The following is a 15,264-nucleotide window of genomic DNA, read 5'->3' on the forward strand; positions in this document are numbered from 1 at the left end:
CGCTGCTGCGCGGCACCAAGCGTGACGAGGTTGAGCGTGGTCAGGTCCTGGCGCAGCCGGGCTCCATCACCCCGCACACCAAGTTCGAGTCAGAAGTTTACGTTCTGTCCAAGGACGAAGGTGGTCGTCACACCCCGTTCTTCAAGGGCTACCGTCCGCAGTTCTACTTCCGTACCACCGACGTAACCGGTGACGTACAGCTGCCGGAAGGTACCGAGATGGTAATGCCGGGCGACAACGTACAGATGACTGTTACCCTGATCGCTCCGATCGCCATGGAAGAAGGCCTGCGCTTCGCGATCCGCGAAGGTGGCCGTACCGTTGGTGCCGGCGTGGTATCCAAGATCATCGAGTAATCGCTACTCCTGATCTGACGAAAAAGCCGCAGCGGAGACGCTGCGGCTTTTTTTATTCCCGCCAGTGGGGCCGGACAGTCGCCTTCAGGTCCCCGGATCGCAAATGTAACGCCCGGGGGGCTCCACATTCGCAAGCAGCCAGTCACCGTGCGAGGGGCTCACGGCTGCCCCAGGAGCGGTCTGGCGCCCGCTGCTGGGCCCCTCATCGGGGGGGAGGGCTCATGGTTGCGCTCAGGCTGATGGTATGGCCGTGCGGGGCGGCACAGGCGTGCCATCGTGGTTTGGCGGGCTGGAGGTTTGGCTGCAGAGGGTCGTAATCCGGCGAGTACACCTCGGGGCAGCGCCCGTGCCCTGTGCCGCCCCCGGTCGCGGTCCGCTCGGTGAGGACGAAAGGGCCAGTGCGCGGCCATACGCTAGAGCCGTGCCGATGACAGGGATGGCCAAGCCGGGTGAAGTTTTGGTGGCAGGAGTGTTACAGTGCGCCCGGGCTCGCCCGCCACAGGGGGCTTGTGAAGTCTTCCGGGGCGGGAAAAGGGCCCGGTCCGTGTGACGGGGCCGGGCCTCGAGTCAGGGTGCCCTTAAGGCGTTATGGCCAGTCCTTGCTCAGGTCGGAGTGGCGGCAGCCGGAGAACAGGCGGTCAAAGTCGCGCCCGTCCATGGCCACCAGTTCCTCATGGTCGCCGGACTCGAAGTACACGGTGTCGCAACGCCCCAGGCTGCTGTCCACCAGCGTGGTGAGGCCGTAAGCCGGCCCCACGGGCGGCAGGGCGCCGAGCTCGCAGTCCGGGAAGGTGCGGCCCAGCTCGCTTTCCGGCACCATCTCCAGCTGGTTACGGCCTGTCTCATCGTGCACTGCGCGCAGGTCCAGGCTGCTGCTCGCCGGAATGACGGCCAGCACCGGCCCCTCGGAATCGCGCAGCAGTATTGCCTTGGCCACCCTGTCCTCCCGCACGTTGGCGGCATGGGCGCTCTCGCGGCTGGTGGCGCTGTGCGCATGGGGAATGACCCGGTACGAAACCGAATGGTCATCAAGAAACTGACTCACTGTGGATGCCATGGTCATGGTAAAGCCCTCCTGTATCGGCCCGGTAGGGTAAGTGTAGTTTCGCGACAGCCGCACCGCAGGCGGGTGGGGGAGGGGGCTCGCGCCGGCCGCCGTAATTGGGGGGCGGCAGGTGGTTGACAGGCAGTCCCAGCGCCCGTAGAATTCGCGCTCCTTTTCGCCCGCCCTCGGGGCTGCGTAAAAGGACGCTCTTTAGGTTACTAAGTTGGAGTTTGATTCCATGCAGGGTCAACGCATTAGAATTCGCCTGAAGGCGTTCGATCACAAGCTGATCGATACGTCTACTCAGGAGATCGTCGAGACGGCCAAGCGCACCGGTGCGCAGGTTCGCGGTCCCATTCCGCTGCCGACTCGCAAGGAGAAGTACACCGTGCTGATCTCCCCGCACGTCAACAAGGACGCGCGCGACCAGTACGAGATTCGTACTCACAAGCGTTTGCTGGATATCGTTGAGCCCACCGAGAAGACTGTCGACGCGCTGATGAAGCTCGATCTGGCAGCCGGTGTAGAGGTTCAGATCAGTCTCGGCTAACACTTTAAATTAACTACCGAATCCCAGGCGAAAAAGGTCTGGGTAGTGTAACGCTCTGAAACTGGGCGGCCGCAGTGGGTTAAAGCCCCGTGCACTGAGAGGTTAAAACGATGACTATAGGTATTGTCGGCCGCAAAAGCGGCATGACTCGCATCTTCACCGAAGATGGCGCGTCCATTCCGGTTACTGTTATTGAGGTAGCTCCGAATCGCGTCACCCAGGTGAAAACCGTGGAAACTGACGGCTATGCAGCAGTCCAGGTGACTGTCGGCAACCGTAAGGCTTCCCGTGTCTCCAAGCCCCAAGCGGGCCACTTCGCCAAGGCCAGCGCAGAAGCTGGTACTCGTCTCTTCGAACTGCGCACAGACGGTTCTGACGAAGCTTTCGAAATCGGTTCTGAAATCACTGTCTCCGGCTTTGAAGCTGGCCAGATGATCGATGTGACCGGCACTTCCAAGGGTAAAGGTTTCCAGGGTGGCGTTAAGCGCTGGAATTTCCGTACCCAGGACGCAACTCACGGTAACTCCCTGTCTCACCGCGCTCCCGGCTCCATCGGCCAGTGCCAGACTCCCGGTCGTGTGTGGAAGGGCAAGAAGATGGCCGGCCACATGGGTGCCGAGCGTGTAACCGTGCAGAACCTGGAAGTGGTTCGTGTAGACGCCGAACGCAACCTGCTGCTGGTTAAAGGTGCCGTTCCCGGCGCGCCCGGCGGTGACGTGATTGTTCGTCCGGCAGTAAAAGCCTAAGTCTGAGGGGAATTAGATATGGAACTGAATATCGCTACTCCCGAAGGCGCTAAAGGCACTGTAGCTGTCTCTGAAGTGACTTTCGGACGTGAGTTCAATCAGGACCTGGTGCACCAGGCGGTTGTGGCCTACATGGCCGGCGCCCGTCAGGGAACCAAGGCCCAGAAAAACCGCGCTGACGTTTCCGGTGGCGGCAAGAAGCCCTGGCGTCAGAAGGGTACTGGCCGTGCCCGCGCCGGTACTATCCGCAGCCCGCTGTGGCGCACCGGTGGCGTAACTTTCGCTGCTGAGCCGCGCGATTACAGCGTGAAGCTCAACAAGAAAATGTACCGCGCTGCCCTGCGCTGCATCCTGTCCGAGCTGGCTCGCCAGGAGCGCCTGGTGGTGGTCGAGTCTTTCGACGTCGATGCGCCGAAGACCAAGCAGCTGGTCAGCAAGATGGCCCAGTTCGACCTGGCCGACGCACTGATCATCACTGAAGAAGTGAGCGAGAACCTCTACCTGGCCGCGCGCAACCTGCACAAGGTCGATGTTCGCGATGTGCAGGGCATTGATCCGGTTAGCCTGATCCGCTTTGACAAGGTCGTGGTTACCGTTTCTGCGCTCAAGAAAATTGAAGAGGTGCTGGGATGAACCAAGAGCGACTCTACAAAGTACTGCTGGGCCCGGTAATTTCCGAAAAGGCTGCTGTGTTGGCGGATGCTGCCAACCAGGTGGTTTTCAAGGTTACCACCGACGCCACTAAAGCCGAGATCAAGGCTGCGGTCGAGAAGCTGTTCAACGTGTCCGTTGAGCAGGTGCGCACCGTAAACGTCAAGGGCAAGACCAAGCGTACGCGTTTTGGCATGGGCCAGCGCAACGACTGGAAAAAAGCCTATGTACGTCTGGCCGAAGGCAGCGACATCAACTTTGAAGCTGCTGAGTAAAGGGGACAGTTGCAATGCCGATTGTAAAAAGTAAACCGACCTCTGCCGGCCGTCGCCACCTGGTCAAGGTTGTTAACCCCGACCTGCACAAGGGTGCGCCCTACGCGCCTCTGGTAGAGAGCAAGAGCAAAAGCGGTGGCCGGAACAACGCCGGTCGTATCACCACCCGTCACGTCGGTGGTGGTCACAAGCAGAGCTACCGCAAGATTGACTTCAAGCGCAACAAGGACGGGATTCCGGCCAAGGTTGAGCGTCTGGAGTACGATCCGAACCGCAGCGCGCACATCGCCCTGGTCTGCTATGCAGACGGCGAGCGTCGCTACATCATCGCACCGAAAGGCCTCAAGGCTGGTGCAACCGTACAGTCTGGTGATGCGGCGCCGATCAGCGTGGGTAATACCCTGCCGCTGCGCAACATCCCGGTCGGCTCCGTGATTCACGGAATCGAGCTGAAGCCGGGCAAAGGTGCCCAGCTGGCTCGCTCTGCCGGTGCCTCTGTACAGCTGGTAGCTCGCGAGGGTCAGTACGCGACCATTCGCCTGCGTTCCGGTGAAATGCGCCGTGTGCTCTCCGAGTGTCGCGCCACCCTGGGTGAAGTGAGCAACTCCGAGCACAGCCTGCGCAAGCTGGGTAAAGCCGGTGCCAAGCGCTGGCGCGGTGTTCGCCCGACCGTTCGCGGTGTGGCGATGAACCCGGTAGATCACCCGCACGGTGGTGGTGAAGGTCGTACCTCTGGTGGCCGTCACCCGGTTACCCCGTGGGGCGTACCTACCAAGGGTAAGAAGACGCGCAAGAACAAGCGCACCGATAAAATGATTGTACGTCGTCGCGGCAAGTAAGCCGCGCGCCGTCTGAGCAGCTAGAGAGGAATCGACAGTGCCACGCTCATTAAAGAAAGGTCCCTTTATTGATCTGCATCTGATCAAGAAGGTGGAGGCGGCGATCGCAGCCAATGATCGTCGACCGATTAAAACCTGGTCCCGCCGTTCCATGGTTATGCCGGAAATGGTTGGGCTAACGATTGCCGTGCACAACGGTCGTCAACACGTGCCCGTCCTGGTCAACGAAGAAATGGTTGGCCACAAGCTGGGCGAGTTCGCCGCTACCCGCACCTACCGCGGTCACGCTGCGGACAAGAAAGCGAAGAAGCGCTAAGCCGAGGTTATAACGATGGAAGTAGCAGCAAAATTACGCGGCGCTCGTCTGTCGGCGCAAAAGGCGCGTCTGGTAGCTGATCAGATTCGCGGCAAAGGTGTCGAGGAGGCCCTGGACATCCTGGCATTCAGCCAGAAGAAGGGTGCGGCGATCGTCAAGAAAGTTCTGGAATCGGCCATTGCCAATGCCGAGCACAACGAAGGTGCCGACGTTGACGAGCTGAAGGTGTCCACCATTTTCGTGGACGAAGGTATGACCATGAAGCGCATCAAGCCGCGCGCCAAGGGTCGTGCCGACCGTATTCTTAAGCGTACTTGTCACATCACTGTGAAAGTGGCCGAGAAATAAGAGAGCAGGCGAGAAAACCATGGGACAAAAAGTAAATCCTACCGGCATTCGTCTGGGTATCGTTAAAAAGCATACCTCTGTGTGGTATGCCGGCAGCGACGAGTACGCAGACAAGCTGTACACGGATCTGAAAGTTCGCGATTACATTCGCAAGAAGCTGGCCCACGCCTCCGTGAGCCGTATCGAGATCGAGCGTCCGGCCAACACTGCGCGTGTGACTATTCACACCGCTCGCCCGGGCATCGTGATCGGTAAAAAAGGTGAAGACGTTGAGCGTCTGCGCAACGAGGTGAGCGCCAAGATGGGTGTGCCGGTGCACATCGACATCGAAGAAGTGCGCAAGCCTGACCTGGACGCCACCCTGGTGGCCCAGAACGTTGCCCAGCAGCTGGAGCGTCGGGTGATGTTCCGTCGCGCCATGAAGCGTGCGGTTCAGAACGCCATGCGCCAGGGTGCCGAGGGCATCAAGATCCAGGTAAGTGGCCGTCTGGGCGGTGCTGAAATCGCCCGTACCGAGTGGTACCGCGAAGGTCGTGTGCCGCTGCACACCCTGCGTGCCAACATCGACTACGGCACTGCCGAAGCGATGACCACTTACGGCATCATCGGTATCAAGGTATGGATCTTCAAAGGCGAAGTCATCGGTGACGAAATGCCCGATGAGCAGCCGAAGAAGACCCGCAAGAAAGCTGCTAAGTAAGGGGTGCGCAGATGCTACAACCTAAGCGTACAAAATTCCGCAAGGTACAGAAGGGTCGCAACCGCGGTCTTTCGCAGCGCGGCTCCAAAGTGAGCTTTGGCGAGTTCGGCCTGAAGGCCATCGGTCGCGGCCGTATTACGGCCCGCCAGATCGAGGCAGCTCGTCGCGCTATGACCCGCCACGTTAAGCGTGGTGGCAAGATCTGGATTCGTGTGTTTCCGGACAAGCCCATTACCAGTAAGCCCCTCGAAGTTCGGATGGGTAAAGGTAAGGGTAACGTAGAATACTGGGTAGCCCAGATCCAGCCGGGTAAGGTCCTCTACGAGATGGAGGGTGTTTCCGAGGATCTCGCTCGCGAGGCTTTCGAGCTCGCTGCAGCCAAGCTGCCTGTTAAGACAACTTTCGTTAAGCGTTCGGTGATGTAATGAAGACTGCAGATCTACGCGAAAAGTCAGTTGAGGAGTTGAACCAGGAGCTGCTGAATCAACTGGAAGCTCAGTTCAAGCTTCGCATGCAACAGTCCACCGGTCAGCTGGCTCAGACTCATCTGCTGAAGCAGACTCGTCGCGACATTGCTCGCATTAAGACTGTGTTGACCGAGAAGGCAGGTAACTAATCATGGCTGAAGCAAAACTGAAGCGTACTCTGACCGGTAAGGTCGTGAGTGACAAGATGGACAAAACCATCACCGTTTTGATCGAGCGCCGTGTGAAGCACCCGATCTACGGAAAATACGTGAGCAAGTCCACCAAGCTCAAGGCTCACGACGAGAACAATGATTGCAACATCGGTGATGTTGTAACCATCGAAGAGTCTCGTCCGCTGTCCAAGAGCAAAGCCTGGGCTTTGCAGAAAATTGTAGAGCGTGCGGCGAAGGTTTAACCCCTAGCGCATTGAAGAGTTTCGGAGAGAGACGATGATTCAAGCGGAATCCTACTTAGAAGTAGCTGACAACAGTGGGGCTCGCCGCGTCATGTGCATCAAGGTGCTGGGCGGCTCCCATCGTCGGTATGCTGGCGTGGGCGACATTATCAAGGTGACCGTTAAGGAAGCCATTCCCCGCGGTAAAGTTAAGAAAGGTCAGGTGATGAACGCAGTGGTAGTGCGCACCAAGAAAGGTGTGCGTCGCCCCGACGGTTCCCTGATCAAGTTCGATGAAAACGCAGCGGTACTGCTGAACCAGCAAAATGCGCCGGTCGGCACCCGTATTTTTGGCCCGGTAACTCGCGAGCTGCGCGGTGAGAAGTTCATGAAGATCATCTCACTGGCTCCCGAAGTTATCTAAGCCTGGAGCGGAGAAGAGTTATGCGCAAGATCAAGCGTGACGATGAAGTGGTCGTTATCGCCGGTCGCGACAAAGGCAAGCGAGGCACCGTACGCAAGGTGCTGAACGATGGTCGCCTGATCGTTTCCGGTGTACAGATGATCAAGAAACACCAGAAGCCGAATCCCCAGCTGGGTGTTGCCGGCGGGATCGTTGAGAAGGAGGCCGCTATCCAGGCTTCCAATGTGGCGATTTATAACCCGTCCACCCAAAAAGCTGACCGTGTAGGCTTCAAAGTACTGGAAGACGGCACTAAGATTCGCGTCTTCAAATCCAGCGGCGAAGCCGTCGACGCATAAGCAGGTTGGGTAACTATCATGGCAAAGCTTAAAGAGCTCTACGTAAAAGAACTCGCGCCCAAGCTGAAGGAAGAGCTGGGTGTAGATAATGTGATGGCTGTACCGCGCATCACCAAGATCACCATCAACATGGGTGTTGGTGAGGCTGTTGGTGACAAGAAGGTGCTGGATCACGCTGTCGAGGACATGACAGCAATTACCGGCCAGAAGCCGATCGTGACCAAGGCGCGCAAGTCCATTGCGGGCTTCAAGATTCGCGACGGCTGGCCGATTGGCTGCAAGGTAACTCTGCGCGGTGAGCGCATGTATGAGTTCCTTGAGCGCCTGATCGATATCGCGATTCCGCGTATCCGTGACTTCCGTGGCATCAGCCCGAAGCAGTTTGACGGCCGCGGTAATTTCTCGATGGGCGTGACCGAGCAAATCATCTTCCCGGAAATTGACTACGACAAGGTAGACAAGCTCCGTGGCCTGGATATTTGCATCACTACCACAGCGGCCAATGACGACCAAGGTCGTGCGCTGCTGAAAGCATTTAACTTCCCGTTCAAGGGTTAAGAGGATTCCATGGCGAAGAAATCCATGATTGCGCGTGAGAACAAGCGCGCTCGAACCGCAGCTAAGTACGCCGAGAAGCGTCAAGAGCTGAAGGCGATCATCGCCAGTACCACTGCTTCTGAAGAGGAGAAGTGGGAGGCTCAACTCAAGCTGCAGAAACTGCCGCGCGATGCAAGCCCGGTACGCCAGCAACGTCGCTGCCGTATTACTGGTCGCCCCCACGCTGTCTATCGCAAGTTCGGCCTGTGCCGTAACAAGCTGCGCGAAGCGGCAATGCGTGGTGATGTCCCCGGCCTGGTCAAGTCCAGCTGGTAAGAAGTCCAGCCGGACTAAGGCAGATTTGAGGAGTCTCATAAAATGAGTATGCAAGATCCGTTGGCAGATATGCTGACCCGCATCCGCAACGCCCTGGCGCGCGGCAAGGCGGAGGTCACACTGCCTTCATCCAAACTGAAAGTGGCTGTGGCCAAAGTCCTGAAGGACGAGGGCTACATCAGCGATTACGCCGTAAGCGAAAACGCCAAGCCGGAGCTGACCATTGACCTGAAATACTTCCAGGGCAAGCCGGTCATCGCCGAGCTGGATCGCGTGTCCCGTCCGGGCCTGCGCGCTTACTTTGGTAAGAAAGCTCTGCCTACCGTACGCGGTGGTCTGGGTGTCGCCATCGTCTCCACCTCCAAGGGTGTGATGACTGATCGTGCAGCGCGCCAGGCCGGTATCGGTGGCGAAGTGCTCTGCACCGTATTCTAAGCGGGGGTTGGTATGTCTCGAGTAGCAAATGATCCGGTAAAAATCCCCGCAGGCGTTACCGTTGACCTGAAAGGCCAGGATATCGCTGTCAAGGGCGGTAACGGGAACCTGAACATGGTTATCCATGGTGATGTGGAAGTGGCTGAGGCTGACAGCCAGCTGACTTTCACCGCTCGCAATGGTTCCAAAAAGGCCAAGGCGCTCGCGGGTACTACACGCGCTCTGGTCAACAATATGGTGGTAGGTGTCAGCCAGGGCTTCGAAAGAAGGCTGCAGCTGAACGGTGTAGGTTACCGTGCCAAGGCGTCCGGCAAGACCGTGAACCTGACCCTGGGCTTCTCCCACCCGATCGACTATCAGCTGCCGGAGGGCGTTACCGCCGAAACTCCGTCCCAGACTGAAATCGTACTGAAGAGCAGCGACAAGCAGCTGCTGGGCCAAGTGGCCGCAGAGATCCGTGCTTTCCGTCCGCCGGAGCCCTACAAAGGTAAGGGTGTCCGCTACGCCGACGAGCGCGTATTCCGCAAAGAGGCCAAGAAGAAGTAGGTAGGGCATTGAAATGAACGTTAAGAAGCAATCTCGCTTGCGTCGTGCACGCCGTGCCCGCGCCAAGATCCGCGAGCTCGGTGCTGTTCGCCTGACCGTGAACCGTACGCCGCGCCACATTTACGCACAGATCCTGACCGCCGAAGGCGACAAGGTACTGGCTTCTGCCTCTACCCTGGACAAGGACCTGCGCGCAGGAAAAACCGGGAACGTCGACGCCGCCACCGCGGTTGGCACCCTGATCGCCGAGCGCGCCAAGGCCGCCGGTGTCGAGCAGGTCGCCTTCGATCGCAGCGGTTTCAAGTACCACGGCCGCGTTAAGGCCCTGGCTGACGCCGCCCGCGAAGCCGGTCTGAAATTCTAAGGGTTGAGTTATGGCTAGAGAGAAAGACAAAAGCAACGACGAAGGCCTGCAGGAGAAGCTGGTCCAGGTCAATCGCGTTGCCAAGACTGTAAAAGGTGGTCGTATTTTTGCCTTCACCGCGCTCACAGTTGTGGGTGATGGCAACGGCCGTGTCGGCTTCGGTCGCGGCAAGGCCCGCGAGGTGCCGGTAGCGATCCAGAAGGCGATGGAAGCTGCGCGTCGCAACATGATTCAGGTTGAACTGAATGGCGACACCATCCAGTACGCCACCAATGGCCGCCACGGCGGTTCCAAGGTGTACATGCAGCCGGCTTCGCCGGGTACCGGTGTTATCGCAGGTGGTGCCATGCGCTCCGTCCTCGATATGGTCGGTGTGCACAACGTACTGGCAAAGTGCTACGGCTCTACCAATCCGGTAAACGTAGTGCGCGCTACTTTCAACGCGCTGTCTCAGATGAGCAGCCCGGAAGACGTAGCGGCCAAGCGCGGCAAGTCTGTTGAAGAAATCCTGAACTGATTGCGGTTCGGACACCAAGGTTATTTAGTGGGTTAAGACCATGGCTAAGAAGACCATTAAAGTCACCCAGATCAAAAGCACCGCGGGACGCCTGAAAAACCATCAGGCGTGCGTTGCCGGTCTGGGCCTGCGCCGCATCGGTCACACTGTGGAAGTGGAAGACACTCCCTCCGTGCGCGGCATGATCAATAAAGTTAACTATCTGGTTAAGGTGGAGGGGGAATAACATGCGTTTGAACGACCTGTCTCCCGCAGAAGGCCACAAGCACAGCGCCAAGCGCGTTGGCCGTGGCATCGGTAGCGGCCTGGGTAAAACCGGTGGCCGCGGCCACAAGGGCCAGAAATCACGTTCCGGCGGTTCCGTTCGTCCGGGCTTCGAGGGCGGCCAGATGCCGTTGCAGAAGCGCCTGCCGAAGTACGGTTTCACCGCGTACAGCTCCCGCTTCTCTGCGGAAGTACGCCTGGGTGAGCTGGCCAAGGTGGATGCCGACGTAATTGATTTGGCAGCGCTGAAGAATGCCGATATTATCGGCAGCCACGTAAAACGCGCCAAAGTGTTCCTGTCTGGCGAGCTGACCAAGGCGGTTACCGTCAAGGGTCTGGCAGTCAGCAAGGGCGCAAAAGCGGCAATCGAGGCTGCTGGCGGTAAAGTAGAAGACTAATCGAGGCCCCAATGGCACGACCAGGATCCGGCGTAAACTCCCTGGGCAACAGCAAGGGATTGGGCGAGCTTTGGGCTCGCCTTCGTTTTCTGTTCCTCGCGATACTCGTGTATCGCGTAGGTACCCACATTCCGGTGCCCGGCATTGACCCGGAAAAGCTGTCGAACCTGTTTAACCAGAACCAGGGCACCATCCTGGGTCTGTTTAACATGTTCTCCGGCGGCGCATTGGAACGCATGAGTATTCTGGCACTGGGGATCATGCCGTACATCTCCGCGTCCATCATCATGCAGTTGATGACCGCGGTGACGCCCTCTCTGGAAGCGCTGAAGAAGGAGGGGGACGCCGGCAGGCGCAAGATCAACCAGTACACCCGTTACCTGACGGTGGTACTGGCCCTGATCCAGGGTATCGGTATGACCTTCGGTCTTGCCGGCCAGAACCTGGCCTATTCTGCCGAGCCCGCTTTCGGTTTCTACTTTGTGGCCGTCGTGTCACTGGTAACCGGTGCGGTCTTCATGATGTGGCTGGGTGAGCAGATCACCGAGCGCGGTGTCGGCAACGGTATTTCCATGCTGATCTTCGCCGGTATTGTCGCGGGCCTGCCCAGCGCAATCGGCCAGGCCTTCGAACAGGCCCGTCAGGGTGAGCTGCATATCCTGATGCTGCTGGCGATCGGCTTCGTAGCTGTGGCAGTTGTGTACTTCGTGGTGGTGATGGAGCGCGGCCAGCGTCGCATTACCATCAACCACGCCCGGCGTCAGGCGGGCCGCTACTCGGCGGCACCGGCTGCGCAGTCGAGCCACCTGCCGCTGAAGGTCAATATGGCCGGCGTGATTCCGGTAATCTTTGCCAGCAGCATCCTGCTGTTCCCGGCCACGCTCGCGCAGTGGTTCGGCCAGGGCGGCGAAGGTATCGGTGCACAGATCCTGCAGTGGATGGCGCTGCAACTGGGGCCGGGTCAGCCGTTGAACATCATCCTGTTCGCGCTGCTGATCGGCTTCTTCTGCTTCTTCTATACGGCGTTGATGTTCAACCCCAATGAAGTGGCAGACAACCTGAAGAAATCCGGTGCCTATGTGCCCGGCATCCGTCCCGGAGAGCAGACTGCGCGTTATATCGACAGCGTGCTGACCCGTCTGACCCTGGTGGGTGCGGTATACATCGCGCTGGTATCCCTGCTGCCGCAGTTTCTGGTGGTCGGGCTTAACGTACCCTTCTATCTGGGTGGTACCTCGCTGCTGATCGTGGTGGTCGTAGTGATGGATTTCATGGCTCAGGTGCAGTCGCATCTGTTGTCCCACCAGTACGAAGGGCTGATGAAAAAGGCCAACCTGCAAGGCTACGGTCGTCGCTGATTGCGACACCAGGCAGCAGTTTGAGTGAATTGAGGTAAGGTCATGAAAGTACGTGCTTCTGTAAAAAAGATCTGCCGTAACTGCAAAATCGTGCGTCGCAAGGGCGTTCTGCGGGTAATCTGCAGCACCGATCCGCGCCACAAGCAGCGTCAGGGCTAATCGAGACAAGCCCGGTGGCGGGGATTCCCCTCCCCGCCACCGGCGCCGATTCCGACTCTTGGGTCGGAATCGGGTAGCAGGGGCCTGGTGCCAGCTGTTACCAACTTGGGGGCGTTGACTGTCGTCCGTTTCCCTTCTCGGGACACCGGGAAGGGCGCGGGCTATTGCAATTTGGTGTCTTAAAAGCTATTCTTGCGCGCCTTTTTGGTGGCGCCGCCGGTTTTTTAGTCGCTGTCAGCGCCGAATCTAGAGTAGAGCCACGCTTTCAAGAGAAAAGCACGTGGCTCCCAATACGTGGAGTATGCCTCTATGGCACGTATTGCTGGTGTCAATGTACCAGACCACAAGCACGCCGTGATCTCCCTGACCCATATTTACGGGGTCGGTCGGACCACGGCCAAGTCTATTTTGGCAGCGGTTGGTATCGCTGAATCCACCAAAATCCGTGAACTGTCTGAAGAGCAGATCGAGTCCATCCGCGGCGAAGTTGCAAAACTGACCGTTGAAGGCGACCTGCGCCGTGAAGTTTCCATGAACATCAAGCGTTTGATGGACCTGGGTTGCTTCCGCGGTCTGCGCCATCGTCGCAGCCTGCCGCTGCGCGGCCAGCGCACCAAGACAAACGCCCGTACCCGCAAGGGTCCGCGCAAGCCGATTCGCAAATAAGCGGATTTCGCGGTTTAACAAGCCCCGCGGCGCGAGAGCGGCCGGGGAGTTGATACAGGATTTAGGATACAGGTATGGCTAAGCCAAAAACTACTGTTCGCAAAAAGGTCAAAAAGACCGTTGTCGACGGTGTTGCCCACGTCCACGCATCGTTCAATAACACGATCGTGACGATCACTGATCGCCAGGGTAACACCCTCAGCTGGGCCACTGCCGGTGGTTCCGGTTTCCGTGGTTCTCGCAAGAGCACGCCTTTTGCAGCCCAGGTGGCCGCCGAGCGCGCAGGTAATGCCGCTCAGGAATACGGCCTGAAGAACCTCGACGTCGAAGTTAAGGGCCCCGGCCCGGGTCGCGAATCTGCGGTTCGCGCCCTGAATAACTGCGGCTTCAAGATTACCAATATCACCGACGTGACGCCGATCCCGCACAATGGTTGTCGTCCGCCCAAGAAACGTCGCGTGTAAGAGGGGGCTGACAAAATGGCACGTTATATTGGACCAAAATGTAAACTTTCCCGCCGGGAAGGTACCGACCTGCAGCTGAAGAGTGGTGTTCGTCCGCACGACTCCAAGTGTCGCGCAGAATCCAAGCCCGGTCAGCATGGCGCTGGTCGTGGACGTCTGTCCGACTACGGTGTACAGCTGCGTGAGAAGCAGAAGGTTCGCCGCATCTACGGCGTACTGGAAAAGCAGTTCCGCAACTACTATAAGGAAGCGGCGCGCCTGAAGGGTGCAACCGGTGAAAACCTGCTGCAGCTGCTGGAGAAGCGCCTGGACAACGTCGTCTACCGCATGGGCTTCGGCTCCACGCGCGCGGAAGCGCGACAGCTGGTATCCCACAAGGCGATTCTGGTCAACGGCAGCGCCGTGAATATCCCGTCCTACCAGGTACAGGCTGGTGACGTGATTTCCATCCGCGAGAAAGCCAAGAAGCAGATGCGTATCCAGAGTTCCGTTTCCCTCGCCGCCCAGCGTGGCGATGTCGAGTGGGTAGACGTCAACGCGAGTAAACTGGAAGGCACTTTCAAGCGCGTTCCGGATCGTGTCGATCTGCCGGCAGAGATCAATGAAAACCTTATCGTGGAACTTTACTCCAAGTAAGATTTAGTCCACTTATAAGGAATGCAACTGTAAACAGGTATGGCTATGCAGACTGCTGTCAACGAGTTTTTGACACCGCGTCGTATTGACGTCACCGAGTACAACCAGAATCACGCCAAAGTGGTACTGGAGCCCCTGGAGCGTGGCTTTGGCCACACTCTGGGTAACGCCCTGCGTCGCATCCTGCTGTCCTCCATGCCGGGCTGCGCCGTCACCGAAGTCGAGATCGACGGTGTCGAGCACGAGTACAGCGCCATTGAAGGTGTGCAGGAAGACGTAATCGAAATCCTGCTTAACCTGAAGGACGTTGCCGTGATTATGCACGGCAAGGACCAGGCAGTGCTGAGCCTGAGCAAGAAGGGCCCGGGTGCGGTGACTGCCGGGGATATCCAGGTTGATCACGATATCGAGATCGTCAACCCCGAGCACGTGATCGCCAATATTACCGGCGACGTGGAACTCAGCCTGCGCCTCACTGTGGCGCGCGGTCGTGGCTACCAGCCCGCCGACGCCCGTCATGAGGAAGAGGAAGAGACCCGTGCAATCGGCCGTCTGCAGCTGGATGCTTCCTACAGCCCGGTTCGGCGGGTGTCCTACAGCGTGGAGTCCGCGCGTGTAGAACAGCGCACCGACCTGGACAAGCTGGTACTGGACCTGGAGACCAATGGTACCCTGGATCCGGAAGAGGCCATTCGCCGCGCCGCCACCATCCTGCAGCAGCAGCTGGCGGTGTTCGTGGACCTGGAAGGCCCCGACGAGTCCCAGCCGAAGCAGGACGAGCCGGAAGTCGATCCGGTGCTGCTGCGTCCGGTGGACGACCTGGAGCTGACCGTACGTTCGGCCAACTGTCTGAAGGCAGAGAACATCTACTACATCGGTGACCTGATCCAGCGCACCGAGGTAGAGCTGCTGAAGACTCCGAACCTGGGCAAGAAGTCCCTGACTGAAATCAAGGACGTCCTGGCCTCTCGCGGTCTGTCCCTGGGCATGCGCCTGGAGAACTGGCCCCCGGCCAGCCTCAAGGGTGACAGCAAGCTTAGCCCCCTGTAAGCATTTGGTAGGGCGCGGCTCCGGCCGCGCAGTTGATAGAAAGAACCCGAGCGGTGGCACCGACTCTTCGCGGCACCGCTCCAGA

29 protein-coding genes are annotated in these 15,264 nt (G+C 58.7%); 28 read left to right on the forward strand and 1 reads right to left on the reverse strand.

Going from position 1 to position 15,264, the window contains the following annotated elements; translation table 11 throughout:
* On the forward strand, positions 1 to 356 hold a 356-nt coding region (locus tag BLT26_RS15565; protein ID WP_483869223.1), incomplete at its 5' end, for an elongation factor Tu.
* Between the two features lie 586 nt (positions 357 to 942).
* On the opposite strand, the gene BLT26_RS15570 is transcribed toward BLT26_RS15565, so the two are convergent.
* A complete protein-coding gene (locus tag BLT26_RS15570; protein ID WP_091516858.1) occupies positions 943 to 1,419 on the reverse strand; it encodes an aminoacyl-tRNA deacylase in 477 nt (158 codons plus the stop codon).
* Between the two features lie 220 nt (positions 1,420 to 1,639).
* Between BLT26_RS15570 and rpsJ the strand changes: the two genes are divergently transcribed.
* From rpsJ to BLT26_RS15705, 27 genes are all read left to right on the forward strand, one after another.
* On the forward strand, positions 1,640 to 1,951 hold the full coding sequence (gene rpsJ / locus BLT26_RS15575) for a 30S ribosomal protein S10 (protein WP_066967210.1): 312 nt from the start codon (positions 1,640 to 1,642) through the stop codon (positions 1,949 to 1,951).
* A 110-nt stretch (positions 1,952 to 2,061) separates the two neighbouring features.
* Positions 2,062 to 2,697 carry a 50S ribosomal protein L3 gene (gene rplC / locus BLT26_RS15580; protein ID WP_091516862.1) on the forward strand — a complete coding sequence of 212 codons (636 nt, stop codon included), beginning with the start codon at positions 2,062 to 2,064 and terminating at the stop codon, positions 2,695 to 2,697.
* 18 nt (positions 2,698 to 2,715) lie between these two features.
* A complete protein-coding gene (gene rplD / locus BLT26_RS15585; protein ID WP_091516868.1) occupies positions 2,716 to 3,330 on the forward strand; it encodes a 50S ribosomal protein L4 in 615 nt (204 codons plus the stop codon).
* Positions 3,327 to 3,623, forward strand: coding sequence for a 50S ribosomal protein L23 (rplW, locus tag BLT26_RS15590; protein ID WP_091516871.1), 297 nt, complete (start codon positions 3,327 to 3,329; stop codon positions 3,621 to 3,623). The genes rplD and rplW overlap by 4 nt, the downstream gene beginning before the upstream one ends.
* A gap of 14 nt (positions 3,624 to 3,637) precedes the next feature.
* A complete protein-coding gene (gene rplB, locus BLT26_RS15595) occupies positions 3,638 to 4,462 on the forward strand; it encodes a 50S ribosomal protein L2 (RefSeq protein ID WP_091516875.1) in 825 nt (274 codons plus the stop codon).
* 37 nt (positions 4,463 to 4,499) lie between these two features.
* Positions 4,500 to 4,778: a 30S ribosomal protein S19 gene (gene rpsS / locus BLT26_RS15600; protein WP_067087044.1), complete on the forward strand. Its 279-nt coding sequence runs from the start codon at positions 4,500 to 4,502 to the stop codon at positions 4,776 to 4,778.
* A gap of 15 nt (positions 4,779 to 4,793) precedes the next feature.
* On the forward strand, positions 4,794 to 5,126 hold the full coding sequence (gene rplV / locus BLT26_RS15605; protein WP_069946925.1) for a 50S ribosomal protein L22: 333 nt from the start codon (positions 4,794 to 4,796) through the stop codon (positions 5,124 to 5,126).
* Between the two features lie 19 nt (positions 5,127 to 5,145).
* On the forward strand, positions 5,146 to 5,826 hold the full coding sequence (gene rpsC / locus BLT26_RS15610) for a 30S ribosomal protein S3 (protein ID WP_091516879.1): 681 nt from the start codon (positions 5,146 to 5,148) through the stop codon (positions 5,824 to 5,826).
* An 11-nt stretch (positions 5,827 to 5,837) separates the two neighbouring features.
* Positions 5,838 to 6,251, forward strand: a complete 414-nt coding sequence (rplP, locus tag BLT26_RS15615; protein ID WP_091516881.1) for a 50S ribosomal protein L16 — start codon at positions 5,838 to 5,840, stop codon at positions 6,249 to 6,251.
* A complete protein-coding gene (gene rpmC / locus BLT26_RS15620; RefSeq protein WP_091516884.1) occupies positions 6,251 to 6,442 on the forward strand; it encodes a 50S ribosomal protein L29 in 192 nt (63 codons plus the stop codon). The genes rplP and rpmC overlap by 1 nt, the downstream gene beginning before the upstream one ends.
* A gap of 2 nt (positions 6,443 to 6,444) precedes the next feature.
* Positions 6,445 to 6,708: a 30S ribosomal protein S17 gene (rpsQ, locus tag BLT26_RS15625; RefSeq protein WP_091516887.1), complete on the forward strand. Its 264-nt coding sequence runs from the start codon at positions 6,445 to 6,447 to the stop codon at positions 6,706 to 6,708.
* A gap of 34 nt (positions 6,709 to 6,742) precedes the next feature.
* Positions 6,743 to 7,111 carry a 50S ribosomal protein L14 gene (gene rplN / locus BLT26_RS15630; RefSeq protein WP_091516889.1) on the forward strand — a complete coding sequence of 123 codons (369 nt, stop codon included), beginning with the start codon at positions 6,743 to 6,745 and terminating at the stop codon, positions 7,109 to 7,111.
* 20 nt (positions 7,112 to 7,131) lie between these two features.
* Positions 7,132 to 7,449 (forward strand): 50S ribosomal protein L24, encoded by a 318-nt coding sequence (gene rplX / locus BLT26_RS15635; protein WP_091516893.1) that lies wholly within the window; start codon positions 7,132 to 7,134, stop codon positions 7,447 to 7,449.
* Between the two features lie 18 nt (positions 7,450 to 7,467).
* Positions 7,468 to 8,007, forward strand: coding sequence for a 50S ribosomal protein L5 (gene rplE, locus BLT26_RS15640; protein WP_091516896.1), 540 nt, complete (start codon positions 7,468 to 7,470; stop codon positions 8,005 to 8,007).
* A 9-nt stretch (positions 8,008 to 8,016) separates the two neighbouring features.
* Complete coding sequence (rpsN, locus tag BLT26_RS15645; RefSeq protein WP_091516899.1) at positions 8,017 to 8,322, forward strand: 30S ribosomal protein S14; 306 nt, start codon at positions 8,017 to 8,019, stop codon at positions 8,320 to 8,322.
* A gap of 42 nt (positions 8,323 to 8,364) precedes the next feature.
* Positions 8,365 to 8,757, forward strand: a complete 393-nt coding sequence (rpsH, locus tag BLT26_RS15650) for a 30S ribosomal protein S8 (protein WP_091516902.1) — start codon at positions 8,365 to 8,367, stop codon at positions 8,755 to 8,757.
* A gap of 12 nt (positions 8,758 to 8,769) precedes the next feature.
* On the forward strand, positions 8,770 to 9,303 hold the full coding sequence (gene rplF, locus BLT26_RS15655; RefSeq protein WP_091516906.1) for a 50S ribosomal protein L6: 534 nt from the start codon (positions 8,770 to 8,772) through the stop codon (positions 9,301 to 9,303).
* Between the two features lie 13 nt (positions 9,304 to 9,316).
* Positions 9,317 to 9,667 carry a 50S ribosomal protein L18 gene (gene rplR, locus BLT26_RS15660; protein WP_091516909.1) on the forward strand — a complete coding sequence of 117 codons (351 nt, stop codon included), beginning with the start codon at positions 9,317 to 9,319 and terminating at the stop codon, positions 9,665 to 9,667.
* A gap of 10 nt (positions 9,668 to 9,677) precedes the next feature.
* Entirely contained in the window at positions 9,678 to 10,184 is a 507-nt protein-coding gene (rpsE, locus tag BLT26_RS15665) for a 30S ribosomal protein S5 (RefSeq protein ID WP_091516913.1), read from the forward strand.
* Positions 10,185 to 10,224: 40 nt separating this feature from the next.
* The gene (rpmD, locus tag BLT26_RS15670; RefSeq protein ID WP_091516917.1) at positions 10,225 to 10,410 is read left to right on the forward strand and encodes a 50S ribosomal protein L30; all 186 of its coding nucleotides are present in this window, start codon (positions 10,225 to 10,227) and stop codon (positions 10,408 to 10,410) included.
* Position 10,411: 1 nt separating this feature from the next.
* The gene (gene rplO, locus BLT26_RS15675; RefSeq protein ID WP_091516921.1) at positions 10,412 to 10,846 is read left to right on the forward strand and encodes a 50S ribosomal protein L15; all 435 of its coding nucleotides are present in this window, start codon (positions 10,412 to 10,414) and stop codon (positions 10,844 to 10,846) included.
* 11 nt (positions 10,847 to 10,857) lie between these two features.
* Positions 10,858 to 12,204 (forward strand): preprotein translocase subunit SecY, encoded by a 1,347-nt coding sequence (secY, locus tag BLT26_RS15680; protein ID WP_091516923.1) that lies wholly within the window; start codon positions 10,858 to 10,860, stop codon positions 12,202 to 12,204.
* A 42-nt stretch (positions 12,205 to 12,246) separates the two neighbouring features.
* The gene (rpmJ, locus tag BLT26_RS15685; protein ID WP_091516926.1) at positions 12,247 to 12,363 is read left to right on the forward strand and encodes a 50S ribosomal protein L36; all 117 of its coding nucleotides are present in this window, start codon (positions 12,247 to 12,249) and stop codon (positions 12,361 to 12,363) included.
* 309 nt (positions 12,364 to 12,672) lie between these two features.
* Positions 12,673 to 13,029, forward strand: a complete 357-nt coding sequence (gene rpsM / locus BLT26_RS15690; RefSeq protein ID WP_091516928.1) for a 30S ribosomal protein S13 — start codon at positions 12,673 to 12,675, stop codon at positions 13,027 to 13,029.
* Between the two features lie 74 nt (positions 13,030 to 13,103).
* Positions 13,104 to 13,493, forward strand: coding sequence for a 30S ribosomal protein S11 (rpsK, locus tag BLT26_RS15695; protein ID WP_091516932.1), 390 nt, complete (start codon positions 13,104 to 13,106; stop codon positions 13,491 to 13,493).
* Between the two features lie 15 nt (positions 13,494 to 13,508).
* Positions 13,509 to 14,129, forward strand: coding sequence for a 30S ribosomal protein S4 (gene rpsD / locus BLT26_RS15700; protein WP_091516936.1), 621 nt, complete (start codon positions 13,509 to 13,511; stop codon positions 14,127 to 14,129).
* Positions 14,130 to 14,174: 45 nt separating this feature from the next.
* The gene (locus tag BLT26_RS15705; protein ID WP_091516939.1) at positions 14,175 to 15,179 is read left to right on the forward strand and encodes a DNA-directed RNA polymerase subunit alpha; all 1,005 of its coding nucleotides are present in this window, start codon (positions 14,175 to 14,177) and stop codon (positions 15,177 to 15,179) included.
* Positions 15,180 to 15,264: the final 85 nt, after the last annotated feature.

The organism is Microbulbifer yueqingensis (genome assembly GCF_900100355.1).
GTDB lineage: Bacteria > Pseudomonadota > Gammaproteobacteria > Pseudomonadales > Cellvibrionaceae > Microbulbifer > Microbulbifer yueqingensis.